22 protein-coding genes are annotated in these 25,726 nt (G+C 54.8%); 15 read left to right on the top strand and 7 right to left on the bottom strand.

Going from position 1 to position 25,726, the window contains the following annotated elements:
* Window position 1 precedes the first annotated feature (1 nt).
* The gene (locus ACESQ2_RS21885; protein WP_373171253.1) at window positions 2-1,267 is read right to left on the bottom strand and encodes a PTS ascorbate transporter subunit IIC; all 1,266 of its coding nucleotides are present in this window, start codon (window positions 1,265-1,267) and stop codon (window positions 2-4) included.
* 17 nt (window positions 1,268-1,284) lie between these two features.
* The gene (locus ACESQ2_RS21880) at window positions 1,285-1,560 is read right to left on the bottom strand and encodes a PTS sugar transporter subunit IIB (protein WP_014228635.1); all 276 of its coding nucleotides are present in this window, start codon (window positions 1,558-1,560) and stop codon (window positions 1,285-1,287) included.
* Between the two features lie 122 nt (window positions 1,561-1,682).
* Here ACESQ2_RS21880 and ACESQ2_RS21875 point away from each other — a divergent pair, with 122 nt between their 5' ends.
* Window positions 1,683-2,540 (top strand): MurR/RpiR family transcriptional regulator, encoded by an 858-nt coding sequence (locus ACESQ2_RS21875; RefSeq protein ID WP_014837957.1) that lies wholly within the window; start codon window positions 1,683-1,685, stop codon window positions 2,538-2,540.
* A 54-nt stretch (window positions 2,541-2,594) separates the two neighbouring features.
* Here ACESQ2_RS21875 and pflA read toward each other — a convergent pair whose 3' ends face one another.
* The 4 genes from pflA to ycaO form a co-directional block, all read right to left on the bottom strand.
* Window positions 2,595-3,335: a pyruvate formate lyase 1-activating protein gene (gene pflA / locus ACESQ2_RS21870; protein ID WP_004871674.1), complete on the bottom strand. Its 741-nt coding sequence runs from the start codon at window positions 3,333-3,335 to the stop codon at window positions 2,595-2,597.
* A 203-nt stretch (window positions 3,336-3,538) separates the two neighbouring features.
* Window positions 3,539-5,821, bottom strand: coding sequence for a formate C-acetyltransferase (gene pflB / locus ACESQ2_RS21865; RefSeq protein WP_014228637.1), 2,283 nt, complete (start codon window positions 5,819-5,821; stop codon window positions 3,539-3,541).
* A 51-nt stretch (window positions 5,822-5,872) separates the two neighbouring features.
* Complete coding sequence (gene focA / locus ACESQ2_RS21860; protein WP_004849465.1) at window positions 5,873-6,730, bottom strand: formate transporter FocA; 858 nt, start codon at window positions 6,728-6,730, stop codon at window positions 5,873-5,875.
* Window positions 6,731-7,115: 385 nt separating this feature from the next.
* Window positions 7,116-8,876: a 30S ribosomal protein S12 methylthiotransferase accessory factor YcaO gene (ycaO, locus tag ACESQ2_RS21855; protein WP_014228638.1), complete on the bottom strand. Its 1,761-nt coding sequence runs from the start codon at window positions 8,874-8,876 to the stop codon at window positions 7,116-7,118.
* A 114-nt stretch (window positions 8,877-8,990) separates the two neighbouring features.
* Here ycaO and ACESQ2_RS21850 point away from each other — a divergent pair, with 114 nt between their 5' ends.
* The 13 genes from ACESQ2_RS21850 to ACESQ2_RS21790 all read left to right on the top strand — a co-directional run bounded on the left by ACESQ2_RS21850 (window position 8,991) and on the right by ACESQ2_RS21790 (window position 24,069).
* Window positions 8,991-9,683 (top strand): DUF421 domain-containing protein, encoded by a 693-nt coding sequence (locus ACESQ2_RS21850; RefSeq protein ID WP_014228639.1) that lies wholly within the window; start codon window positions 8,991-8,993, stop codon window positions 9,681-9,683.
* A gap of 186 nt (window positions 9,684-9,869) precedes the next feature.
* Complete coding sequence (serC, locus tag ACESQ2_RS21845; RefSeq protein ID WP_004849472.1) at window positions 9,870-10,958, top strand: 3-phosphoserine/phosphohydroxythreonine transaminase; 1,089 nt, start codon at window positions 9,870-9,872, stop codon at window positions 10,956-10,958.
* A 72-nt stretch (window positions 10,959-11,030) separates the two neighbouring features.
* Window positions 11,031-12,314 (top strand): 3-phosphoshikimate 1-carboxyvinyltransferase, encoded by a 1,284-nt coding sequence (aroA, locus tag ACESQ2_RS21840; protein ID WP_373171250.1) that lies wholly within the window; start codon window positions 11,031-11,033, stop codon window positions 12,312-12,314.
* 292 nt (window positions 12,315-12,606) lie between these two features.
* Complete coding sequence (cmk, locus tag ACESQ2_RS21835) at window positions 12,607-13,290, top strand: (d)CMP kinase (protein WP_004849475.1); 684 nt, start codon at window positions 12,607-12,609, stop codon at window positions 13,288-13,290.
* A gap of 137 nt (window positions 13,291-13,427) precedes the next feature.
* Window positions 13,428-15,101 (top strand): 30S ribosomal protein S1, encoded by a 1,674-nt coding sequence (rpsA, locus tag ACESQ2_RS21830; protein WP_004100702.1) that lies wholly within the window; start codon window positions 13,428-13,430, stop codon window positions 15,099-15,101.
* 150 nt (window positions 15,102-15,251) lie between these two features.
* Window positions 15,252-15,539: an integration host factor subunit beta gene (gene ihfB, locus ACESQ2_RS21825; RefSeq protein WP_004100704.1), complete on the top strand. Its 288-nt coding sequence runs from the start codon at window positions 15,252-15,254 to the stop codon at window positions 15,537-15,539.
* A 215-nt stretch (window positions 15,540-15,754) separates the two neighbouring features.
* A complete protein-coding gene (locus ACESQ2_RS21820) occupies window positions 15,755-18,010 on the top strand; it encodes a ComEC family protein (protein ID WP_046878177.1) in 2,256 nt (751 codons plus the stop codon).
* 45 nt (window positions 18,011-18,055) lie between these two features.
* Window positions 18,056-19,804: a lipid A ABC transporter ATP-binding protein/permease MsbA gene (msbA, locus tag ACESQ2_RS21815; protein ID WP_014228642.1), complete on the top strand. Its 1,749-nt coding sequence runs from the start codon at window positions 18,056-18,058 to the stop codon at window positions 19,802-19,804.
* Window positions 19,801-20,781, top strand: coding sequence for a tetraacyldisaccharide 4'-kinase (gene lpxK / locus ACESQ2_RS21810; protein ID WP_046878176.1), 981 nt, complete (start codon window positions 19,801-19,803; stop codon window positions 20,779-20,781). The genes msbA and lpxK overlap by 4 nt, the downstream gene beginning before the upstream one ends.
* A 45-nt stretch (window positions 20,782-20,826) precedes the next feature.
* Window positions 20,827-22,056, top strand: a complete 1,230-nt coding sequence (locus tag ACESQ2_RS21805) for a winged helix-turn-helix domain-containing protein (protein WP_046878175.1) — start codon at window positions 20,827-20,829, stop codon at window positions 22,054-22,056.
* A 52-nt stretch (window positions 22,057-22,108) separates the two neighbouring features.
* A complete protein-coding gene (gene ycaR / locus ACESQ2_RS21800; RefSeq protein WP_004130952.1) occupies window positions 22,109-22,291 on the top strand; it encodes a protein YcaR in 183 nt (60 codons plus the stop codon).
* The gene (gene kdsB / locus ACESQ2_RS21795; protein WP_032748911.1) at window positions 22,288-23,034 is read left to right on the top strand and encodes a 3-deoxy-manno-octulosonate cytidylyltransferase; all 747 of its coding nucleotides are present in this window, start codon (window positions 22,288-22,290) and stop codon (window positions 23,032-23,034) included. The genes ycaR and kdsB overlap by 4 nt, the downstream gene beginning before the upstream one ends.
* Before the next feature lie 141 nt (window positions 23,035-23,175).
* Window positions 23,176-24,069 (top strand): YcbJ family phosphotransferase, encoded by an 894-nt coding sequence (locus ACESQ2_RS21790; protein WP_014228646.1) that lies wholly within the window; start codon window positions 23,176-23,178, stop codon window positions 24,067-24,069.
* Here ACESQ2_RS21790 and elyC read toward each other — a convergent pair.
* Window positions 24,046-24,825 (bottom strand): envelope biogenesis factor ElyC, encoded by a 780-nt coding sequence (gene elyC, locus ACESQ2_RS21785; RefSeq protein WP_014228647.1) that lies wholly within the window; start codon window positions 24,823-24,825, stop codon window positions 24,046-24,048. The genes ACESQ2_RS21790 and elyC overlap by 24 nt on opposite strands.
* A gap of 121 nt (window positions 24,826-24,946) precedes the next feature.
* Here elyC and cmoM point away from each other — a divergent pair, with 121 nt between their 5' ends.
* Window positions 24,947-25,726, top strand: coding sequence for a tRNA uridine 5-oxyacetic acid(34) methyltransferase CmoM (gene cmoM / locus ACESQ2_RS21780; RefSeq protein ID WP_004849490.1), 780 nt, complete (start codon window positions 24,947-24,949; stop codon window positions 25,724-25,726).

Below are 25,726 nucleotides of genomic sequence, written 5' to 3'. Positions count from 1 at the left end.
CTTAGGGCAGCATTTTACCGATGTAGTACACGACCAGACCCAGAGCGACGAAGTCGGTTTCCGGGAAGCTGGTGCCTGAAAGACCGACGGATTCCATAATCGGGTAAATCAGCGCCGGGCCGATGCCGATCAGGATCCCGGTGATAAAGCTTCCGGCAATCGCGCCTTTCCAGCCGCCGGAGGCATTACCAAATACCGCTGCGGTCGCGCCAATGAAGAAGTAGGGAATGGCTACCGGGATAATCACGGTTTGGCCAAGAATCGCCAGAAAGCCCATCACCACCAGCCCGCCGACAAATGAAGAGATAAACCCCAGCACGGTGGCGGTCGGGGCGTAGGGGAAGACCACCGGGCAGTCGAGCGCGGGTTTGGCGTTAGGAATAAACTTCTCCGAGATGCCGAGGAAGGCCGGAACAATTTCTGACAGCAGCAGGCGTACGCCGGTAATGATGATGTACAGCGAAGCGGTAAAGGTCAGCGACTGAAAGAGCGGGTAAACCAGCCAGTGCATCCCGTCTGCCGCTGCGGTGACCGCGGCTTTTCCGGCAGCGAGCGCGGCGATGTAGTAGAAGATGCTCACCGAGATCGACACCGAGACGATGTAATCTTTAAAGATCCCCAGCCAGCCGGGAAGATTCAGCTTTTCGGTGGATTGTTTCGGATCGCCGACCTTTGCGCCAATCCAGCCGGAGGCGGCGTAGGCCAGCGTGACGTAGTGCCCCATCGCGATCTCATCATTACCGGTAATTTTTCGCATCCACGGTTGCGCAATGGCCGGATAGAGGCAGGCGGCGAGACCCAGCAGCACGGAGCCGACAATGATGGTCGTCATGTCGCTGTAGCCCAGCGCCTTCAGCGTTACGGTAAGCAGCGCGGAGAGATAAAGATTATGTTGCCCGGTAAGAAAGATATATTTAAACGGCGTCACGCGGGCAAAAAACAGGTTCCAGCCAAAACCAATCACCATGATTAGCGACACGCACATGGCGAATTTGGTTTGCGCCAGTCCGGTTAGCGCTTCTGCCAGCGGCATGACGCCCTTCAGGCCAAAGCCATCGCTGAATAAGGTCTGAAAGTTACCCAGGGAAGTGACTGCCAGACCGGCGCCGCCGGCAAAAACCAGAAAGCCGACGATGGTTTTGAAGGTGCCGGAAAGGACTTTTTCAATCGGCTTGCGTTGGATTAACAGGCCGATTAATGCAATAAAGCCAACTAAAAGTGGGGTTACGCCCAGAATGTCGAATACAATAAATCTGAGGAAATCCATATTGCCTCCGGGAGAGGTTAGTTGCTTTGAACGATGTCGGTGAGCGCAGACTCCATCTCTTCACTGTTCATCAGGTCGGTGATGCCGACCGCTCTGAATCCGGCGGCTTCGACTTCGTCGGTGAGATCGCGCATAGTGATGACAAAATCAATATCTCGCCAGGTGCGTAACCCTGAGAGGACGTCATGCTCCAGCTCGATATTCCAGCCGTGCTTGTCGATGATTTTTTGTGCTTTGATTTTGAGCATTAAGGAGCTGCCCATACCGGTACGACAGACTATGAGACCTTTCATTCGATGTTCTCCTGTTTGTAAAAATAATTATTTTTATTTATTTGTATGAGATAATAATTATTATCTTTGCAGCAGGACGAAAGATGTGACTGTGTTTGCATTTTGAGCAAATAAGGCAAAACATGAGCCAGATAGACAATAACTTGTTGATAAGCATAAGAAACGGAGCTTCAGGGCTAAGCCCGATACTGGAGAAAGTTGGCCGTTTTATTACGGAAAATCCTGACTTTGTGATGCGTCACACGATTTCAGAACTGGCCGACTCCATTGATACCAGTGAGGGGAGTATCACCCGTTTTTGTCGGGCCTTTGGTTTTAAAGGTTTCTCGGATTTCAGAACCGCGCTGGCGATGGAGCAGGGCGCCGCGCGCTCGGAAGACCACGGTATCAACGAGAGCGAAGAGATTGCGCCGGTGCTGGCGAGCATTCGCGACAGTAATGCCATTGTCGATAACCAGGAGCTGAAAGCCGCGGCCGACTGGCTTAACACCCTGAACAGCATTGCTATCTATGCCGTGGGCACGGCGGTGCCGGTGGCGTTATTCCTGCAGATGAATTTAATCAATATGGGTAAGGCGGCCAGCTTTATCGATCGCTCCTATCCGGCGGCGATGCCGCTGCTGGCTGACAGTCAAAAAACCGGCATCATCGTCGTTCACAGCGAACAGGCATCGGCGGATATGATGCAGGCCCTGTCGCTGGCAAAGCAGCAGGGCGTTAAAATTTTATCGCTGACCCGCGGGACGTTTGCGCCGCTGGCCCGTTTATCTGACTGGAATCTTCAGGCGGCGGTGGCTTTACAGGGGGAAGGGGAGTCGGGGTTTGCGGAAATCGCCGGTGCAATGATGGTGGCCGACCGGATCCTCAGCGCGCTGGAAGAGCAGGATGAACGCTATGCGGAATACCGAAAAGCGCATCAGAAGCGCATTTTCTCGATTGAGAGCGTGGCGAATAAGCTGTCGGAATATTTTATGTCCTGACGCTGATTTTGTTGGGGAAACACCCGGTAGCGCAATCTCTACCGGGCGGGGATTTTAGTACATCACTTTATGACCGTACTGTTCCAGAATGCCCTTCACGCGTTCCATGGTCTCTTTCTTGGGCGGATGGACGCCGTCCAGCTTGTACTCTTCGCCCATGGCTACCCATTTGTGCTTGCCCAGCTCGTGGTACGGCAGCAGTTCGATTTTCTCGACGTTGCCCATGTCACGAGTAAACTCACCCAGGCGATGCGCGGAATCATCATCGTCGGACCAGCCCGGAACCACAACGTAGCGGATCCAGACGTTGATGTTTTTGTTTGACAGGTAACGGGCAAACTCCAGCGTCCGATGGTTAGAGACGCCTACCAGATTCTGGTGAATTTCATCATTCATTTGCTTGAGATCGAGCATCACCAGATCGGTGACTTCCAGCAGTTCATCAATAACCGGGTCGTAGCGGCGCACAAAGCCGTTGGTATCGAGACAGGTATGAATACCTTCTTTCTTACAGGCGCGGAACCAGTCGCGAACAAATTCGGCCTGCAGGATAGCCTCGCCGCCGGATGCCGTCACGCCGCCGCCGGAAGCGTTCATAAAGTGGCGATAGGTCACCACCTCTTTCATCAGCTCTTCAACGGTAATCTCTTTGCCGCCGTGGGTATCCCAGGTATCGCGGTTGTGGCAATAGAGGCAGCGCATCAGGCAGCCCTGGAAGAAGGTGATAAAGCGGATCCCCGGGCCATCGACGGTGCCACAGGATTCAAAGGAGTGAATGCGACCAATTGTTGACATTGCGGTGATATCTCCGAATTTGGCCCATCCGGGGCCTATGTAGATGCACAGCTCAAAGGCTATGTCGAGTCTGTTTTGGCTGTTATCCATAAAGTATAGACAGCAGACAAAAGAGACTGGGGCAGGATGATATTGCTAAAAAGGCCCCACTTGCGTGGAGCCTTTATTGTACGCTTTTTACTGTACGATTTCAGTCAATACCATTACATGGTCTGAGTGAAGGTACGAGTAATAACGTCCTGCTGCTGCTCTTTCGTCAGGGAGTTAAAACGTACTGCGTAGCCGGATACGCGGATGGTCAGCTGCGGATATTTTTCCGGATTTTCCATCGCGTCGAGCAGCATTTCGCGGTTCATAACGTTGACGTTCAGATGCTGACCGCCTTCGATGGACGCTTCGTGGTGGAAGTAACCATCCATCAGGCCGGCGAGGTTAGTTTTACGAACTTCGTCGTCTTTACCCAGCGCGTTCGGCACGATAGAGAAGGTGTAAGAAATACCATCTTTCGCGTAAGCAAACGGCAGTTTTGCAACGGAGGTCAGAGAGGCAACAGCACCTTTCTGGTCACGGCCGTGCATCGGGTTAGCACCTGGTCCGAACGGAGCGCCAGCGCGACGACCGTCAGGGGTGTTACCGGTTTTCTTACCATACACAACGTTAGAGGTGATGGTCAGAACGGACTGAGTCGGGATAGCGTTGCGGTAGGTGTGCAGTTTCTGAATTTTCTTCATGAAACGTTCAACCAGGTCAACGGCCATATCATCGACGCGAGAGTCGTTGTTACCAAACTGCGGGTATTCGCCTTCGATTTCGAAGTCGACAGCCAGACCGTTTTCGTCACGAATCGGTTTAACTTTCGCATATTTGATTGCAGACAGGGAGTCAGCCGCAACGGACAGACCTGCGATACCACATGCCATGGTGCGGATAACATCACGGTCGTGCAGCGCCATCAGGGAAGCTTCGTAGCTGTACTTGTCGTGCATGTAGTGGATGATGTTCAGCGCAGTGACGTACTGTTTAGCCAGCCAGTCCATGAAGTGATCCATGCGGTCCATCACTTCGTCGAAGTTCAGAACGTCGCCTTTGATCGGTTCAGATTTAGGACCAACCTGCATTTTCAGTTTTTCATCAACGCCGCCGTTGATTGCGTACAGCATGGTTTTCGCCAGGTTAGCACGCGCGCCGAAGAACTGCATTTGCTTACCAACAACCATCGGGCTTACGCAGCAAGCGATAGCGTAGTCATCGTTGTTGAAGTCAGGACGCATCAGGTCATCGTTCTCGTACTGCAGAGAAGAGGTATCGATGGACACTTTCGCGGCGTATTTTTTGAAGCTCAGCGGCAGTTTTTCAGACCACAGAATGGTGATGTTCGGCTCCGGAGACGGCCCCATGGTATACAGGGTGTTCAGGAAACGGAAGCTGTTTTTGGTGACCAGAGTACGGCCGTCAACGCCCATACCGCCGATAGATTCGGTTGCCCAAATCGGGTCGCCAGAGAACAGTTCATCATATTCAGGGGTACGCAGGAAACGAACCATACGCAGTTTCATGACCAGGTGGTCAATCATTTCCTGTGCGTCTTGCTCGGTGATTTTACCGGCTTTCAGGTCACGTTCGATGAAGATGTCCAGGAAGCTGGAGGTACGACCGAAGGACATTGCCGCGCCGTTCTGAGATTTAACGGCAGCCAGGTAGCCGAAGTAGGTCCACTGGATAGCTTCCTGAGCGGTGGTTGCCGGACCAGAGATATCGCAGCCGTATTTTGCCGCCATTTCTTTGATCTGACCCAGCGCACGGTGCTGTTCAGAGATTTCTTCGCGCAGACGAATAGTTCCTTCCAGATCTTCGCCGTTTTCCAGTTTCTCTTGCAGAGAGACGAACTGAGCGTATTTATCTTTCATCAGGAAGTCGATACCGTACAGCGCAACGCGACGGTAGTCACCGATGATACGACCACGGCCATAGGCATCCGGCAGACCGGTCAGAACGCCAGATTTACGGCAGTTCAGGATGTCTTTGGTGTAAACGTCAAACACGCCCTGGTTGTGAGTTTTGCGGTATTCAGTGAAGATTTTCTTCAGCATCGGGTCCAGTTCGCGATTGTACGCTTTGCAGGAACCTTCTACCATTTTGATGCCGCCGAACGGGATAATCGCGCGTTTCAGCGGAGCTTCAGTCTGCAGACCAACGATTTTCTCGAGACCTTTCTCGATGTAGCCAGCGTCATGAGAAGTGATGGTGGATGCAAGGGAAGTATCAAAATCAACAGGCGCGTGAGTGCGGTTTTCCTGTTTAACGCCTTCCATTACGGTGTCCCACAGCTTGGTGGTCGCGTCAGTTGCGCCAGCCAGGAAGGACTCGTCACCTTCGTACGGGGTATAGTTTTTCTGGATGAAGTCGCGGACGTTGACTTCGTTCTGCCAGTCACCTTTCGCAAAACCTTCCCAGGCTGTGGCTAACTTTTCATTAAGCTCGGACATGTAACACCTACCTTCTTAAGTGGATTTTTTATTTACTGCCTGAAACAACCCTTAGTGATGGTCGTCGCCACGCAGGTAAATGACCCAGTATGTCAACCCAACCAGCAGACCACCGCCGATGATGTTCCCGATAGTTACCGGAATCAGGTTATCAGTGATGAAGTTCATGACGGTCAGGTGAGAGAAACTTTCCGGAGTTGAACCGACAGCGGTCCAGAATTCCGGGCTTGCAAAGTCGCGGATAACGATACCCAGCGGGATCATAAACATGTTCGCGATACTATGCTCAAACCCGCTGGCAACAAACATTGCCACCGGTAAAACCATAATCATGGCTTTATCCATCAGGCTGCGGCCGGAGTAGCTCATCCATACCGCAAGGCAGACCATCAGGTTTGCCAGGATACCCAGGCACACGGCTTCAACAAAAGTATGGTGCATTTTGTGGTCGGCGGTTTGCAGAACGTTAAGTCCCCATTGACCGTTGGCAGTCATATATTCGCCTGAAAGCCACATCAGCAATACAAAGAGTAAGCAACCAATCAGGTTACCAACATAGACGTTGAGCCAGTTTTTCGCCAGTTGACCCCATGTGATTCTTCCGCTGGCTTTCGCGACAACGATAAGAACGGTTGAGGTAAACAGGTCGGCACCGCAAATAACGCAGAGAATCAAACCTAGTGAGAAGCAGATGCCTCCAATCAGTTTGGCAACCCCGAATGGCATCCCGGCCGTGCCGGTTGTCGCGGTAATATAGAAAACAAAAGCGATAGAGATGAAGACACCTGCGGTGATCGCCAGATAAAACGTCTTTATCGGATGTTTTGTCGCTTTATAGACACCCGCTTCTTCGGCGACTTTCGCCATGGCAGCAGGGAGTAAAAGATCAAAAGGGTTGTCAGCTTTCACACTAACTCTCTCTTTATGTAAGTTGGCGGTGAGATACTAACAAAGCATTATAGAAGGGAATTTGATGTAGATCATATCCTACCGGAACTATAGGCCTTTTGAGTGTGTGGATTTGCCTTAATGTTGACTTAATTTATTGTTTTTTAATGAAAAAATAAATTTTAAAATTTACAAATAATGTTGATTATTTTCATTTTACCCCCGTTTTTCGGTTAATTAAAATGGGGTATTTTTATTAAAATTAACAATATTCGCGGTGGGATTTTATTATTTCTCACCACTAATTAACTTTATGGCTACAATCGGGCTTTGGGGTTGCGGAAAACATAAAAATGGGGGCCTTCGCCGGCCCCCATAATAGGGTTATTCAGGCAGTAAAGCGCGCTTATTTACCCCAGAATGCTGCTTTTGCGCGCTGCAGCTTTTCGTAGGCTTTCAGCAGCGACTGATGAGCCGGGAACGCGAGCAGGTCGCTGTCTACTGCCTGCAGGCCGTAGAAAGGCGCTTCTCCGCTCAGCGCGGCGCTGGCGGCTTCTACGGCATCGGCGCCATACATGCGTACAAAAGCGTTCAGATACTGCAGCGGCTGGCGCTCCTCTTCCTGGCTCAGCAGCAGCAGGGTTTGCAGGCAGCGGTAGTAATTAGCGCGCTCGGCGCTAAAGATGGAGGCGTTGAACTCCATGGTCCACTCGGTCCAGATTAGCGCCTGCTCGAGATCGCCGCCCGCCAGCGCGAGCATAGCTTTCAGCTCGCCAATGCGCAGCGTATACCAGCCGTTGTCTTTGCCGGTCGCCAGACCCAGCAGTTCGCGCACGCGGGTGAAGTCATCAAGGCCTTCATCATCCATTTGTTCGATAAGCGCCAGATAATCTTCTTTTTCCCACTCGCTTTCCGGCAGGGAAAGAATCGTTTCCCGCAGAGGCGCGCCCATGCTGTTATTCGCCAGCCAGAGGTCTTCCGCCGGATAAATATCAGACATGCCCGGGACAATGATTCGGCAGGCGTAGACGCTCAGGTGTTCGTAATCGGCGATGTAAACTTCTTTATCTTCTTGTTTAAAGATAGCCATCAGGGTGGCGAACTCTTCCTCCGTGGTTCCGGAGAAGCTCCAGTCCACGAACGGGTAGTCGGCATCTTGCTTAAACATATCCCAGGAGATCAGGCCGCTGGAATCGATAAAGTGCGTTTCAAGGTTCGCATGTTCAGCGACTTCTTCATCATCGAAGGTTGGCGGCGTGAAGACGTCGAGATCTTTCAGGCTGCGACCCTGGAGCAGTTCGGTAACGGTACGTTCCAGCGCCACGCCGAAATCGGGATGCGCGCCGAAAGAGGCGAAACAGGTGCCGTTAGCCGGGTTAAACAGCACGACGCAGATAACCGGATATTTGCCGCCGAGCGAACCGTCATAAGCGAAAATCGGGAAACCTTCGGCCTCCAGCTTATTGATCGATTCGACTACGCCCGGATAGCGCGCCATCACCTCCGCCGGGATCTCCGGCAGGCTGATGCTTTCGGCGATAATGCGGTTTTTAATATGCCGTTCGAACACTTCTGAGAGGCCCTGAACGCGGGCTTCGTTGCGGGTGTTGCCCGCGGACATCCCGTTAGAAACGTACAGGTTGCCGACAATATTCATCGGAATATAGACCGTTTCACCATCAGACTGGCGGGTGAACGGCAGACCGCAGACGCCGCGATCGTCATTCCCTGACTGCAGATCGACCAGCATGCTGGCGGTTAACTGATCGTCAGGATCGTAGAACGCGCGCAGGCGGGTATCCAGCAGGCCTTCCGGTACTTCGTCATCGTCGGTTAACGGGAACCATTTTTCATTCGGATAGTGAACGAAGGGACCGTTGGCGATAGTCTCGCCCAGCCAGAAGTCGGCAAAGAAATAGTTGGTCGAGAGACGCTCAAAGTACTCTCCGAGCGCGGAGGCCAGCGCGGCTTTTTTGGTGGCGCCTTTGCCGTTGGTGAAGCACAGGGCGCACTCTTTATCGCGGATATGCACTGACCAGACGTGCGGAACCGGGTTGAGCCATGAGGCCTCTTCAATATCGAATCCGAGGTCGTGCAACTTCTGCTGGAAGCGAGCGATGGAATCTTCCAGGGCGGCATCTTTGCCGGGAATAAATGTTTGAGTCATGGCAGTCACTTTTATCGTACGTAAAGCGCGCAATGATACGGGTTTTAGATGACGGGTGCTATCTCCATCGTCTGGCTATGCTTATGTCACTCAATAACTGTTCAGGCGTTAATCATGAAGACATTTGACTGGCATCGTATGGCACTGGATAAAGTGCCCGTGGAATTTCTGGCCGAGGTGGCATTACGGAGCCTCTACACCTTCGTACTGGTATTTATTTTTCTCAAGATAACCGGGCGGCGGGGCGTTCGTCAGATGTCACTGTTCGAAGTGCTCATCATTTTGACCCTCGGTTCGGCCGCGGGCGACGTCGCATTCTATGATGACGTTCCGATGCTGCCGGTACTGGCGGTTTTTATCACTCTGGCCCTGCTGTACCGATTGATTATGTGGCTGATGGGGCATAGCGAAAAACTGGAGGATCTGCTGGAGGGTAAGCCGATTATTGTTGTGGAAAACGGCGAGCTGGCCTGGGAGAAACTGCAGGCGGAAAACATGACCGAATTTGAGTTTTTTATGGAGCTGCGAATCAGCGGGGTTGAGCAACTGGGGCAGGTGCGGCTGGCTATTCTGGAAACCAACGGGCAGATCAGCCTCTATTTCTATGAGGATGACGATGTTAAAGCCGGACTCTCCATTCTTCCTTCCCGCTTTACCGATCGTTTTACCACTATACCCCGGGACGACGAGTATGCCTGCGTTCGCTGTAGCGCAATCCTTACGCTACGAGCCGGGGATAAACAATTATGCCCTCGCTGCGCAAATGCAGAATGGTCGAAGGTCAGCCGGGCAAAAAGAGTCACCTGACAGCAATTATGTCGGTTTTATGACGTCAAGCTGGCAGATTCTTTTGTGTGAGCGAGGCCGCATTTCCCCGACGCTCAGTTTTAGCCATTGCGGTGCGTGTCACTGAATGATAAAACCGATAGCCACAGGAATAACTTATGCCCGCGACGGTTCGCGGGTAAATAACATAGCAAGTGGTGAGGGGAAATGGCTCAGGTCTATAACTTCAGTTCAGGCCCGGCAATGCTGCCGGCGGAAGTACTCAAACTGGCACAAAAGGAACTGTGCGACTGGAACGGTTTGGGGACGTCGGTGATGGAAATCAGCCACCGTGGTAAAGAGTTCATTAAGGTGGCTGAAGAAGCGGAACAGGATTTTCGCTCCCTGCTCAATATTCCTTCCAACTATAAAGTTTTATTCTGCCACGGCGGCGGTCGCGGACAGTTTGCCGGTATCCCGCTGAACCTGCTTGGCGATAAAACCGTTGCCGACTACGTCGATGCCGGCTACTGGGCGGCCAGCGCGGTAAAAGAAGCGCATAAATACTGCACGCCCAACGTGATCGACGCCAAAATCACCGTTGACGGCCTGCGCGCGGTTAAGCCGATGAGCGAATGGCAGCTGACCCCTGGCGCGGCCTACCTGCACTACTGCCCGAACGAAACCATTGACGGTATTGCCATTGAAGAAGCGCCAAACTTTGGCGACGATGTGGTCGTCACGGCGGATTTGTCATCGACGATTTTATCCCGTGAAATTGACGTCAGCCGCTATGGCGTAATCTACGCGGGCGCGCAGAAAAACATCGGTCCAGCAGGTCTGACGCTGATTATTGTGCGCGAAGATCTGCTGGGTAAAGCCAGCGTAGCCTGCCCGTCGATTCTTGATTACTCCATCCTGTCCGCCAATGACTCTATGTTTAACACGCCGCCGACGTTTGCCTGGTACCTGTCAGGTCTGGTGTTTAAATGGCTGAAAGAGCAGGGCGGCGTTGCCGCTATGGATAAAATCAACCAGCAGAAAGCCGACCTGCTGTATAGCACCATCGATAACAGCGGTTTCTATCGCAACGATGTCGCTGCGGCGAACCGCTCGCGCATGAACGTGCCGTTCCAGCTGGCGGACAGCGCGCTTGATAAACTGTTCCTCGAAGAGTCCTTTGCCGCAGGTCTGCATGCGCTGAAGGGCCACCGCGTCGTGGGCGGCATGCGCGCTTCCATTTATAACGCCATGCCGCTGGCGGGCGTGAAGGCGCTGACCGACTTTATGCAGGACTTCGAACGCCGTCACGGTTAATCGCCGCCGCGTTTTTCATCCCCGCAGCCGGTCTGCGGGGTTTTTATTCTGTTTGTTTGAGAGTTGAGTTTAATGGAATCCCTGACGTTACAACCCATCGCACGCGTAGATGGCACGATTAACCTGCCCGGGTCCAAGAGTGTCTCTAACCGTGCCTTGCTGCTGGCGGCTTTGGCCCGCGGCACGACGGTGCTGACCAACCTGCTGGATAGCGACGATGTACGCCACATGCTGAATGCCCTGAGCGCGCTGGGAGTTCATTACACCCTGTCTTCCGATCGTACCCGCTGTGAAGTCACCGGCAACGGCGGCCCTCTGCAGGCGGCTGAAGCATTAGAACTGTTCCTCGGTAATGCCGGAACGGCGATGCGTCCGCTGGCGGCGGCGTTATGTTTAGGCCGTAACGATATTGTGCTGACCGGCGAGCCGCGAATGAAAGAGCGGCCGATTGGCCACCTGGTTGACGCGCTGCGTCAGGGCGGGGCCCAGATTGATTACCTGGAGCAGGAAAACTACCCGCCGCTGCGCCTGCGCGGCGGTTTCAGCGGCGGCCAGGTTGAAGTGGACGGCAGCGTTTCCAGCCAGTTTCTGACCGCGCTCCTGATGACCGCCCCACTGTCGCCTCAGGATACCGTCATCGCGATTAAAGGCGATCTGGTTTCCAAACCTTATATTGATATTACGCTGCACCTGATGAAAACCTTTGGCGTTGAGGTTGAAAATCAGTCTTACCAGCGTTTTATCGTACGCGGCAATCAACACTACCGCTCGCCGGGCGACTACCTGGTTGAAGGCGATGCCTCCTCGGCATCCTACTTCCTCGCTGCCGGCGCAATTAAGGGCGGAACGGTGAAAGTCACCGGTATTGGCCGCAACAGCGTCCAGGGCGATATCCGTTTTGCCGATGTGCTGGAAAAAATGGGCGCAACCGTCACCTGGGGCGATGACTTCATTGCCTGCACCCATGGTGAACTGAACGCCATCGATATGGATATGAATCATATTCCGGATGCGGCGATGACCATCGCCACGGCGGCCCTGTTCGCGAAGGGCACCACGACGCTGCGCAACATCTATAACTGGCGTGTCAAAGAGACCGATCGCCTGTTTGCGATGGCCACGGAGCTGCGTAAAGTGGGGGCAGAGGTGGAAGAGGGGGAGGATTACATCCGCATTACTCCGCCCGCGAAGCTCCAGTTTGCTGAGATCGGCACCTATAACGACCACCGTATGGCAATGTGCTTCTCGCTGGTGGCGCTTTCCGATACGCCGGTCACCATCCTTGATCCGAAGTGTACGGCGAAAACGTTCCCGGACTACTTTGAGCAGCTGGCGCGAATCAGTACGTTGGCCTGAATAACGCGCGTTTAAGGTAAAAACGCCGGCCATCGTGTCGGCGTTTTTTTATGCCCGCGAGTTAAACCGGCAAGCCCTGGCGCAGTACATTCGCGCTGGCATCGCCGCAGATTAACGGTAAAACGGCATCATCTTCCGGGCTGTTGCTCTGTCAGCCCGCTATAATTGCACAATTCTTCCACAGGAGATTTCCTGTTATCCGTAATTTACAAGCAATGCTCACTTTCCGTCGAAGAGATGCGTATAATGCGCGGCGTTTATATATTGATGCGCCTTGCTGAAGGAGAAAAAGATGACGGCAACAGTTCCGGTAATCACCATTGATGGGCCTGGCGGTGCGGGCAAAGGCACCTTATGCAAGGCAATGGCAGAAACGCTGGGCTGGCATCTGCTCGACTCTGGGGCGATTTATCGCGTGCTTGCTCTCGCTGCGCTACATCATCATGTGGATGTTGAATCCGAAGAGGCGCTGGTGCCGCTGGCTGCGCACCTGGATGTTCGTTTTGTCTCCACTAACGGTAGCCTGGAAGTGGTACTGGAGGGGGAGGACGTTAGCGCTGAGATTCGCACTCAGGATGTTGCCAACACGGCCTCTAAAGTAGCGGCTTTTCCCCGCGTGCGTGAAGCGTTGCTGCGCCGCCAGCGGGCCTTTCGCGAATTGCCAGGCCTGATTGCCGACGGACGCGATATGGGCACCGTCGTATTCCCTGATGCGCAGGTGAAAATTTTCCTTGACGCCTCCGCGGAGGAACGTGCTCATCGCCGCATGCTTCAGTTGCAGGAGAAGGGCTTTAGTGTTAACTTTGATCGCCTTTTATCCGAGATAAAAGAGCGCGACGATCGCGACCGCAATCGTACAGTCGCGCCGCTGATCCCGGCTGCCGATGCTTTAGTTCTTGATTCAACAGAACTAAACATTGAGCAAGTGATTGAAAAAGCGCTACACTATGCGCGCGAAAAACTGGCTTCCGCTTAATCGTCTTATCGATAAAGCACAACAGCCTCCGAATTATAGCAGTACCCCCGCAGCAATGGAGTGTTAGCGGGTATGTTAAACAACCCCATCCGGCATGGAGCCAGGTGGACGTTAAATATGAAACCTGAAGATTAAACATGACTGAATCTTTTGCTCAACTATTTGAAGAATCCTTAAAAACAATCGAAACCCGTCCGGGTTCCATCGTTCGTGGTGTTGTTGTTGCTATCGACAAAGACGTAGTACTGGTTGACGCCGGTCTGAAATCTGAGTCTGCCATTCCGGCAGAGCAGTTCAAAAACGCCCAGGGCGAGCTGGAAATCCAGGTTGGTGACGAAGTTGACGTTGCTCTGGATGCAGTAGAAGACGGCTTCGGTGAAACCCTGCTGTCCCGTGAGAAAGCTAAACGTCACGAAGCTTGGATCACGCTGGAAAAAGCTTACGAAGACGCTGAAACTGTAGTCGGTATTATCAACGGCAAAGTTAAAGGTGGCTTCACTGTTGAGCTGAATGGTATTCGTGCGTTCCTGCCGGGCTCCCTGGTAGACGTTCGTCCGGTGCGCGATACGCTGCACCTGGAAGGCAAAGAGCTTGAATTCAAAGTCATCAAGCTGGACCAGAAACGTAACAACGTTGTTGTTTCTCGTCGTGCCGTTATCGAATCCGAAAACAGCGCAGAGCGCGATCAGCTGCTGGAAAACCTGCAGGAAGGCATGGAAGTTAAAGGTATCGTTAAGAACCTCACTGACTACGGTGCATTCGTTGATCTGGGCGGCGTTGACGGCCTGCTGCACATTACCGATATGGCATGGAAACGCGTTAAGCATCCGAGCGAAATCGTAAACGTTGGCGACGAAATCACTGTTAAAGTGCTGAAGTTCGACCGCGAACGTACTCGTGTATCTCTTGGCCTGAAACAGCTGGGCGAAGATCCGTGGGTAGCTATCGCTAAGCGTTATCCGGAAGGTACCAAACTGACCGGTCGCGTGACCAACCTGACCGACTACGGCTGCTTCGTTGAAATCGAAGAAGGCGTTGAAGGCCTGGTTCACGTTTCCGAAATGGACTGGACCAACAAAAACATCCACCCGTCCAAAGTTGTTAACGTTGGCGATGTAGTGGAAGTTATGGTTCTGGATATCGACGAAGAACGTCGCCGTATCTCCCTGGGCCTGAAGCAGTGCAAAAACAACCCATGGCAGCAGTTCGCGGAAACCCACAACAAGGGCGACCGTGTTGAAGGTAAAATCAAGTCTATCACTGACTTCGGTATCTTCATCGGCCTGGACGGCGGCATCGATGGCCTGGTTCACCTGTCTGACATCTCCTGGAACGTTGCAGGCGAAGAAGCAGTTCGTGAATACAAAAAAGGCGACGAAATCGCAGCAGTTGTTCTGCAGGTTGACGCAGAGCGCGAGCGTATCTCTCTGGGCGTTAAACAGCTCGCAGAAGATCCGTTCAACAACTGGGTTGCACTGAACAAGAAAGGCGCAATCGTAAACGGTAAAGTCACTGCAGTTGACGCTAAAGGCGCAACCGTAGAGCTGGCTGACGGCGTTGAAGGTTACCTGCGCGCTTCTGAAGCTTCCCGTGACCGCGTTGAAGATGCAACTCTGGTTCTGAGCGTTGGCGACGACGTTGAAGCTAAATTCACCGGCGTTGATCGTAAAAACCGCGCAATCAGCCTGTCTGTTCGTGCGAAAGACGAAGCTGACGAGAAAGATGCAATCGCAACTGTTAACAAACAGGAAGATGCAAACTTCTCCAACAACGCAATGGCTGAAGCTTTCAAAGCAGCTAAAGGCGAGTAATCTTAGTCTTTCGGGTTACAACAACCTGAATTACGACGAGTTTACTTGACAGATTGCAGGATTCGTCCTGTAATCAAGCACAAAGGGCGGCTACGGCCGCCCTTGTTTAAGCTGTTAGCTAATTTTGCCTTGAAGGAAACCGGAGGAATAATGACCAAGTCAGAATTGATAGAAAGACTTGCCAGCCAGCAATCTCACATTCCTGCGAAAGCAGTGGAAGATGCTGTTAAAGAAATGCTGGAGCATATGGCCTCAACGCTTGCTCAAGGCGAGCGCATTGAAATCCGCGGTTTCGGCAGCTTCTCTCTGCATTATCGAGCACCCCGCACCGGGCGTAACCCAAAGACTGGCGATAAAGTTGAACTGGAAGGTAAATACGTTCCCCACTTTAAGCCGGGCAAAGAATTACGCGACCGCGCCAATATTTACGAAGAGTAAGTTTCGCCGATCGGCGACAACATACTTAAACGTTAAAAAAGCACCTTCGGGTGCTTTTTTTATGCCTTTAAATCTCTCTTTGAAGTGACCTCGCAAAACGCGGGTTCTGTTGCGTTAACGCAGTAGATTTTGCGGATGGCGCGGCGCAGTTCCTTTCCTTGCCTGGCGACACTCTCCCCGTTTAGCGTAACACTCCCTCTGACAGGGAGGTGCTAATGCGTTTACCACAACTTGCCGGCTGTGTGATTATCGGTATTCTGCCGCTGCTCTGGCTGCCAGTGCTGCCCGGGCGGTGGGTTATCTGGGGGCTCATGGCCCTGGCGCTACTTATTGCGCAATGTCGCCGCAGACCTGCGCAATACGCGGCATTGATAACGCTGTTTTTTATCTGGGGAGCCCTCAGCGCAGGCGAGGTGCTGTGGCCGACGGAGAGGTTAACGGACAGGAATCGCCAGGTTGACGTTGAGCTAACCGCAACGGACGGGCAGACAACGCATCAGGGGAAGATTATCCGTCTGGATGGGCGACGGCTGTTTCCTGCGCCAGGGATTAGCCTCTACGGCAGCTACCTGCCAGAAACGCCCTGCGCAGGTCAGGTTTGGGCGATGACGCTGCGCGCGCGTCCGGTACACGGACAGCTCAACGATGGCGGGTTTGATAGCCAGCGTCATGCATTGTCGCAGCATCGTCCGTTAACCGGACGCTTTATCACCGCTGACGTTCGGGTGCGGAACTGTAGTTTGCGGGCGCGTTATCTTGCTTCGCTGAATCAAACGCTGAACGCGTTGCCGTGGCAATCGGTGATGCTAGGGTTAGGCATGGGGGAGCGTCTGGCGATACCGCGCGAGATAAAGACCCTGATGCAGGAAACCGGGACATCGCACCTGATGGCGATTTCTGGCTTACATATCGCGCTAGGGGCTTCATTGGGCTGGTTGCTGCTCAGAGGTGTGCAGTTTTTTCTCCCGTGCCGTTGGCTTGGCTGGCGGGCGCCGCTGCTCGTTGGCCTGGCGAGCGCGATTTTTTACGCCGGGCTGACCGGCATGCAGCCACCCGCGTTGCGCACCTGCGTCGCGCTGGCCGCCGGCTGCGCGCTGCGGCTATCCGGAAAACGCTGGTCGCCATGGCAGCTATGGGTCTGCTGCATTGGCGCAATACTGTTTGCCGATCCGCTGGCGGTGCTGTCCGAAAGCCTCTGGCTCTCCGCGTTTGCCGTTGCGGCGCTTATCTTCTGGTATCAGCTGGCGCCGATGCCGGGCGGCAAAAGGAGCGGGCTACTGCGTCAAAGCCTCGCGTTATGTCATCTGCAGATCGGCTTAATGTTTTTACTTGCTCCTCTACAGATCGCACTTTTTCACGGCATCAGCCTGACGTCCGTGCTGGCCAACTTGATTGCCGTGCCGCTGGTGACCTTTGTCGTTGTCCCGCTAATTCTGACCGCGATGTTTTTACACCTCTGCGCGCCGTTTATCATTGAGATGGCGGTCTGGCAATCGGCGGACCGTGTTCTGGCCGCGCTATTCTGGTTCTTACGACAGCTGCCGCCGGGCTGGCTGTCGCTGGATGCGCGCTGGCTTGGGATAAGCTTGCTGCCGTGGCTGGCGTTAATCGTCTGGCGTTTTCATGCGTGGCGCACGTTGCCCGCGTTTTGTTTAGCATTTCTCGGGCTATTGAGCTGGCCCTTCTGGCGGAGTACGGCTGCTAACGAATGGCGAGTCACCATGCTGGATGTCGGGCAGGGGCTGGCAATGGTGATTGAACGCGAGGGCGCGGCGCTTCTCTATGATACCGGCCTGGCCTGGCCCGAGGGAGACAGCGGTCAGCAGATCATTATTCCCTGGCTACGCTGGCATCATTTGCAGCTTGAAGGCGTCGTTCTCAGCCACGAGCATCTCGATCACCGCGGCGGGCTAAATTCGGTGTTAAAGGCGTGGCCCCGGATATGGGTGCGAAGCCCTTTAGGCTGGGCGGGTCATTTAGCCTGCCAGCGCGGAGAAACCTGGCAGTGGCGGGGTTTAACCTTTCGCGCGCTCTGGCCGCTGCCCGGAGCGACAGCGCAGGGGAATAATCGCTCGTGCGTGGTGCGTATTGATGACGGTAAACACAGTATTCTGCTGACCGGGGATATCGAAACGCCCGCGGAACGGGCGATGATTAGCCGCTACTGGCAGCATCTTGCGTCTACACTTATCCAGGTCCCCCACCACGGCAGTAATACCTCGTCGGGAATCGCCCTGCTGCGTAGCGTTGGCGGAGAAGCGGCGCTGGCTTCCGCTTCGCGCTATAACGCGTGGCGCATGCCATCAACCAAAGTGATTCAGCGCTACCGAAAACAGAGTTATCAGTGGTTCGACACGCCGCATCAGGGGCAAATTACGGTGGTTTTTTCTCCGGATAGCTGGCAAATCCATGGCTTACGGGATCAAGTTTTACCGCGATGGTATCATCAGTGGTTTGGCGGGAAGGCGTAGAACGGGTAGAATATGCGGCTATTTCAACACAAGCTGGTTTATTGAATGCAGAACGATAAAGATCTCTCCACGTGGCAGACCTTCCGCCGACTCTGGCCGATTATAGCGCCGTTTAAACCCGGGCTAATCGTGGCAGCGGTAGCGTTAGTGCTTAACGCGGCTAGTGATACCTTCATGCTATCGCTTCTTAAACCGTTATTGGATGATGGTTTTGGTAAAACGGATCGCTCGGTGCTGATATGGATGCCGCTGGTGGTGATCGGGTTGATGGTTCTGCGCGGCATTACCAGCTACGTTTCGAGCTACTGTATCTCCTGGGTTTCCGGCAAGGTCGTGATGACGATGCGCCGTCGTTTATTCAGCCACATGATGGGGATGCCGGTTGCCTTCTTTGACAAACAGTCCACCGGGACGCTGCTATCGCGTATTACCTATGATTCCGAGCAGGTCGCGTCTTCTTCCTCCAGCGCGCTGATTACCGTTGTGCGCGAAGGCGCGTCGATTATTGGCCTCTTCGCGATGATGTTTTATTACAGCTGGCAGCTGTCATTGATTCTGATCGTGCTGGCGCCGATCGTGTCTATTGCGATTCGCGTGGTCTCGAAGCGTTTTCGTAATATCAGCAAGAATATGCAGAACACCATGGGCCAGGTGACGACCAGCGCAGAGCAGATGCTGAAAGGGCATAAAGAAGTGCTGATGTTTGGCGGTCAGGCCGTCGAAACCAAACGTTTTGATAAAGTCAGCAATAAAATGCGCCTGCAGGGGATGAAAATGGTCTCCGCGTCGTCAATTTCTGACCCGATTATTCAGCTGATCGCCTCTCTGGCTCTGGCTTTCGTGCTCTATGCTGCCAGCTTCCCGAGCGTAATGGAGACGCTGACGGCGGGTACCATCACCGTTGTCTTCTCTTCAATGATCGCGCTGATGCGCCCGCTGAAATCACTGACTAACGTCAACGCGCAGTTCCAGCGCGGGATGGCCGCTTGCCAGACGCTTTTCGCTATCCTTGACTCCGAGCAGGAGAAAGATGAAGGCACGCGGGTTATCGAACGTGCGAAGGGCAACCTCGAATTTAAAAACGTCACCTTCAGATACCCGGGACGTGAAGTCGCCGCGCTGCGCAATATAGACCTGAATATTCCGGAAGGGAAAACCGTGGCGCTGGTAGGGCGCTCGGGTTCGGGTAAATCGACCATCGCCAGCCTGATTACGCGTTTCTACGATGTCGATGATGGGCAGATCTTGCTGGACGGCCACGACCTGCGTGAATACACCCTGAGCTCCCTGCGCGATCAGGTTGCGCTGGTGTCGCAAAACGTTCATCTTTTCAACGATACAGTAGCGAATAACATCGCCTACGCGCGTACCGAAGAGTACAGCCGCGAGCAGATAGAAGAAGCCGCTCGTATGGCTTATGCCATGGACTTTATCAACAAAATGGACAATGGCCTGGATACGATTATCGGGGAAAACGGCGTTATGCTTTCCGGCGGTCAGCGCCAGCGTATCGCTATCGCTCGCGCCCTGCTGCGTAACAGCCCGATACTGATCCTCGACGAAGCCACGTCGGCGCTGGATACCGAATCGGAACGCGCTATTCAGGCGGCGCTGGACGAACTGCAGAAAAACCGCACCTCGCTGGTGATTGCCCACCGTCTGTCGACGATTGAGCAGGCCGACGAGATCGTGGTGGTGGAAGATGGCCAGATCGTTGAACGCGGTAGCCATACCGACCTGCTTGAGCACAGGGGCGTTTACGCCCAGCTGCATAAGATGCAGTTCGGCGCATGATTGCACGCATCTGGTCCGGTGAGTCGCCCTTATGGCGGCTGCTGCTTCCGCTCTCCTGGCTCTATGGCCTGGTGAGCGGGTTGATACGGCTGAGCTATAAACTGGGTTGGCAAAAAGCCTGGCGAGCGCCGGTGCCGGTGGTGGTGGTGGGTAATCTGACCGCGGGCGGTAATGGTAAAACGCCGGTTGTCGTCTGGCTGGTGGAACAGCTCCAGCAGCGCGGTATTCGCGTTGGCGTTGTTTCACGCGGCTACGGCGGTAAAGCGGCGAGCTATCCGCTGCTGCTGAATACGGCTACCCCCACAGCGGAAGCGGGCGATGAGCCGGTGCTGATTTACCAGCGTACTGGCGCGCCGGTTGCCGTCTCGCCGGTACGCAGCGATGCGGTACAGGCCCTGCTCGCCGCCCACGATCTGCAGCTTATCGTCACAGACGATGGCCTGCAGCACTATAAGCTGGCGCGCGACAAAGAAATTGTGGTGATTGACGGCGTGCGCCGTTTTGGCAACGGCTGGTGGCTGCCTGCCGGCCCCATGCGCGAGCGCGCTTCGCGTTTACGCAGCGTGGATGCGGTTATCGTTAACGGCGGTCTCGCCCGTCCGGGAGAGATCCCGATGCAGCTTCGCCCCGGGCAGGCGGTAAATCTGCTGACCGGCGAACGCCGGGATGTGGCGGCGTTGGACAACGTGGTGGCGATGGCCGGAATCGGCCACCCGCCGCGCTTCTTCGCCACCCTTGAAAGCTGCGGCGTCAGTCCGGTAAAAACCGTCGCCTTAGCCGATCATCAGGCATTGGCGCAGAGCGCAGTCGCCGCGCTGGCGACGTCGCAGCAAACCCTGCTGATGACCGAAAAAGATGCGGTGAAGTGCCGCGAATTTGCTCAGGCAAACTGGTGGTATCTTCCGGTCGACGCGATAATGACTGACCAACGCGCGCAGCGGTTGCTCACGGACTTAGTTACCCTGGCGCAACGCTAATCGTCGTATCACCGCTTGCGCCGGAACCCTTAACGGAGAAGCTGCATGCCGGTATTGTCCCTCTCGCTTAAAGAAGCCCGCCATCTTCACCTTGCCGCTCAGGGGCTGCTAAAAAAGCCCCGTCGCCGCGCAAAGCCCGGGGATATTCTGCAGACCATTAAGCAGATGTCCCTGCTGCAAATCGATACCATCAACGTTGTTGCGCGCAGTCCTTATCTGGTGCTGTTCAGCCGCCTCGGCCACTATCCGCAGCGCTGGCTGGACGAGGCGCTCCGCGCCGGCGAGCTGATGGAGTACTGGGCGCACGAAGCCTGCTTTTTACCGCGCAGCGACTTTTCACTGGTGCGTCACCGCATGCTGACGCCGGATAAAATGGGCTGGAAATATCACAAAGCGTGGATGACCGAACACGCCGAGGGCATTCAGGCGCTGTTGGCGCATATAGCCGAAAATGGCCCGGTTCGTTCGGCCGACTTCGAGCATCCGCGCAAAGGCGCCAGCGGATGGTGGGAGTGGAAACCGCATAAGCGCCATCTTGAAGGCTTATTCACCGCCGGTGAAGTGATGGTTATCGAGCGGCGTAATTTTCAGCGCGTTTACGATCTGACGCAGCGGGTCATGCCGGACTGGGACGATGAGCGCGACGGGCTCTCTCAGGAGCAGGCTGAAGCCATGATGTTACGTAGTAGTGCTCGCAGCCTGGGGATTTTTCGCGCGCAGTGGCTGGCGGATTATTATCGTCTGCGTCAGCCCCCGCTGCCGCTACTGTTGGCGAGCTGGCAGGAGGAGGGGCTGGTGGTGCCGGTTAACGTTGAAGCGCTGGGCGAAATGTGGCTCCACCGTGATGCTCTGGCGCTGCTGGAGTCTTCTCCCGGCGGTAGGCTCGCCGCCAGCCGCAGCGCGGTGCTTTCGCCTTTCGATCCGGTAGTCTGGGATCGCAAACGAGCGGAACAGCTGTTTAACTTTACCTATCGCCTGGAGTGCTACACGCCCGCGCCGAAACGGCAGTATGGCTATTTCGTATTACCGCTGCTGCACCAGGGGAGACTGGTTGGCAGAATGGATAGCAAAATGCACCGCAAAACCGGCGTTCTGGAAATTATCGCCCTGTGGCTGGAGGAGGGCGTCAAGGTGACGTCGGGCCTGGAGAGCGGGCTAAAACGCGCCATTGATGATTTTGCCCTCTGGCAGGACGCCACGCGGGTGAGCTGCGGGAAGCTGCCGGCGGAACTTTTTGCCGGGCGGCAACAGGGTTGGGAAATTGACGCTGCCTGAGCCCACGTGTGATATGCTGCTGAAGAATCTATTCGGTCCATCTGGAGGAATCATGGATCACCGTTTACTTGAAATTATCGCCTGTCCGGTTTGTAACGGTAAGCTGTATTACAGCCAGGATAAGCAAGAACTGATCTGCAAACTTGATCGCCTGGCTTTTCCGCTGCGTGAAGGCATTCCCGTACTGCTGGAAACCGAAGCCCGCCCGCTTCCTGTAGAAGAGAGCCAGTCATGAGTTTCGTGGTTATTATCCCCGCGCGCTTCGCTTCTACCCGCCTGCCAGGGAAACCGCTCCAGGATATCAACGGCAAGCCGATGATTGTCCATGTTCTGGAACGCGCTCGCGAATCCGGGGCCGAGCGGATTATCGTTGCTACCGACCATCCGGACGTGGCCCGCGCGGTGGAAGCCGCCGGCGGTGAAGTCTGCATGACCCGTGAAGATCATCAGTCAGGCACCGAACGCCTGGCCGAGGTGGTTGAAAAATGCGCCTTCAGCGATGACACCATCATTGTGAATATTCAGGGCGATGAGCCGATGATCCCGCCCGCGATCGTGCGCCAGGTAGCCGAGAATCTGGCTGCCAGCACCAGTGGTATGGCAACCTTAGCGGTGCCAATCCACGATGCGGAAGAGGCGTTTAATCCGAATGCGGTGAAGGTCGTCATGGATGCTGAGGGCTACGCGCTCTATTTTTCCCGCGCCACCATTCCGTGGGATCGCGATCGTTTCGCTAAATCCCGCGAGGCTATCGGTGATTCGCTGCTGCGTCATATCGGTATTTATGGCTATCGCGCCGGTTTTATTCGTCGCTATGTGAGCTGGGCGCCGAGCCCGCTGGAGCAAATAGAGATGCTCGAGCAGCTGCGCGTGCTGTGGTATGGCGAGAAAATCCATGTCGCGGTGGCGGAAGTGGTTCCCGGTACAGGTGTCGATACGCCGGAAGATCTGGAGCGCGTTCGCGCGGAGCTGCGTTAATCCCCCCATCCCCTCCGCCAGGAGGGGATATCCCCAGGCCGTTATTCCATATTTTTTTACGTCAATTTTGATCTCACCCGATGACAACCCCGGCCCAGGCGCTCATTATGAAACCGGTAGTATTCATAGGGGTAATCAGAAATGGAACAGTTGCGTACCGAGCTGAGCCACCTGCTGGGTGAAAAACTAAGCCGCGTGGAGTGCGTCAGCGAGAAACCGTCGTCGGCGCTGTGGTCGCTATATGATGCGCAGGGAAACCCAATGCCGCTGCTGGCGCGCAGCTTTACGACGCCGGGCGTGGCGCGTCAGCTGGCGTGGAAGATATCAACCCTGGCACGAAGCGGCACCGTCCGTATGCCGGTTGTCTACGGCGTGATGACGCACGACGAGCATCCGGGTCCCGATGTACTGCTGATTGAACGACTGCGCGGCGTCTCGGTTGAAGCCCCCGCCCGCACGCCGGAGCGCTGGGAGCAGCTGCAGGAGCAGATCGTGGAAGCGCTGCTGGCCTGGCATCGTCAGGATAGCGGCGGCTGCGTCGGGATGGTCGATAGCACTCAGGAAAATCTCTGGCCCTACTGGTACCGCCAGCGCGTGGAGGTGCTATGGAGTACGCTGAATCTTTATCAGGATACCGGCCTGACGATGCAGGACAAACGCATCCTGTTCCGCACGCGCGAATGCCTTATGGATTTGTTTAAAGGTTTCAATGATAACTGCGTGCTGGTACACGGTAGCTTCACGCTGCGCAGCATGCTTAAAGATCCGCGCAGCGATCAGCTGCTGGCGATGGTGGGGCCGGGCATGATGCTCTGGGCGCCGCGGGAATACGAGCTTTTCCGTCTGGCCGAGAGCGGTCAGGAAGAGGAGCTGCTGTGGCACTATCTGCGCCGGGCGCCGGTGGCGGAAGCGTTTCTCTGGCGGCGCTGGCTGTATCTGCTGTGGGACGAAGTGGATAATCTGGTGAATACCGGACGCTTTGACCGCGTCCGGTTTGACCTGGCGGCAAAATCAATCCTGCCCTGGCTCGCCTGAAGAACCTTTTAGCCACTGCCAGATGCGGCCTAACGTTTCGTAACCCACCCGATCGCTATGCATGAGCCAGACGGGCGAAGGAATAGCCCGCTCCCATGGGTTAAGCGGTGACTCAATCGCCAGCTGGTTGGCCGGCGCGGGCAGGGGAGTTAGCCCGGCGCGGCGAAAGAAAATCATCGCCCGCGGCAGATGAGAGGCGGAGGTGACCAGCAGGAACGGCGCATCGCCTATCGCCATCTTCACCGCAGCGGCTTCCTCTTCGGTATCTTTGGGTTTATCCAGGACAAGGATTTCGCTGCGCGGTATGCCCAGGCTCTCTGCCACTCTGGCCCCGGCTTCTGCCGTACTGACCGGATTTGTTTTTGCCGCTGCGCCGGTAAAGATGAGTTTCGAGCCCGGATTTTCATACCACAGGCGGATCCCCTCCGTCAGCCGCGGCAGGCTATTATTGATGAGATTGGAACTGGGCGCCCAGTCCGGGTTCCAGGTGTAGCCTCCGCCAAGCACGACCACGTACTGCACGCGCTTTTCACCTCTCCACGTCGGGTACTTATCTTCAATTGGCTTGAGCAGGCTATCGGCGACCGGTTGCAGGCTCAACAGCAGCAACAGCAGCCAGCCGAGGCTGACGCAGAGCTTGCCGGTGCGCTGGAAACGGCTAAACCACAGCAGGGCTATGCCGAGCGCAATGAGCAGCAGCAGCAGGGGAAGCGGCAGCATCATACCGCCTAAAACCTTTTTCAGCGTAAAAAGCATGCCGTACGGTTCCTTTTTTAACCATATAACCAAAGATATGCCCGGATCTTACAACAGATCGCTTCATTCTCCGCGCGGGTATGACAAAATAGCGGCTTTGTGTTGGCGTGTGGAGTCACCCGTGCAGGATCGTAATTTCGATGATATTGCTGAAAAGTTTTCGCGCAATATATACGGCACCACCAAAGGCCAGCTGCGGCAGGCGATCCTCTGGCAGGATCTGCAACCGCTGCTGGACCGGCTGGGGCCTGGGCCATTGCGAGTTCTTGACGCGGGCGGCGGCGAAGGGCAGACGGCGATCAAAGTGGCGGAAATGGGGCATCACGTCACGTTATGCGATCTCTCTGGTGAAATGGTGGCTCGTGCCCGGCAGGCGGCTGCCGATAAAGGTGTGATCGACAACATGCATTTTGTACAATGCGCGGCTCAGGATATTGAGCAGCATTTGGAAAGTCCGGTCGATCTGATACTGTTTCATGCGGTGCTGGAGTGGATAGCCGAACCACAGGCGATGTTGCGTACCCTGTGGTCGATGCTGCGCCCCGGCGGCGCGTTGTCGCTGATGTTCTACAATGCTAACGGTCTGTTGATGCACAATATGGTCGCCGGAAATCTCGACTATGTGCAAATCGGCATGCCGAAAAAGAAAAAACGCACGCTGTCGCCGGACTATCCGCGCGATCCGCAGCAGGTTTACGGCTGGCTGGAAGAGATTGGCTGGCAGATTACCGGCAAGACCGGCGTGCGGGTGTTTCATGATTATCTGCGTGAAAAACACCAACAGCACGATAAATTTGCGGCGCTGCTGGAGCTGGAAACGCGCTACTGTCGCCAGGAGCCGTATATTAGCTTAGGCCGTTATATTCACGTCACCGCGCTTAAGCCGCAGATGCAAGGATAA

It is taken from the genome of Klebsiella sp. Q11 (assembly GCF_964241505.1).
Lineage (GTDB): Bacteria > Pseudomonadota > Gammaproteobacteria > Enterobacterales > Enterobacteriaceae > Klebsiella > Klebsiella michiganensis.
This window is presented reverse-complemented; position numbering and strand designations above follow the sequence as displayed.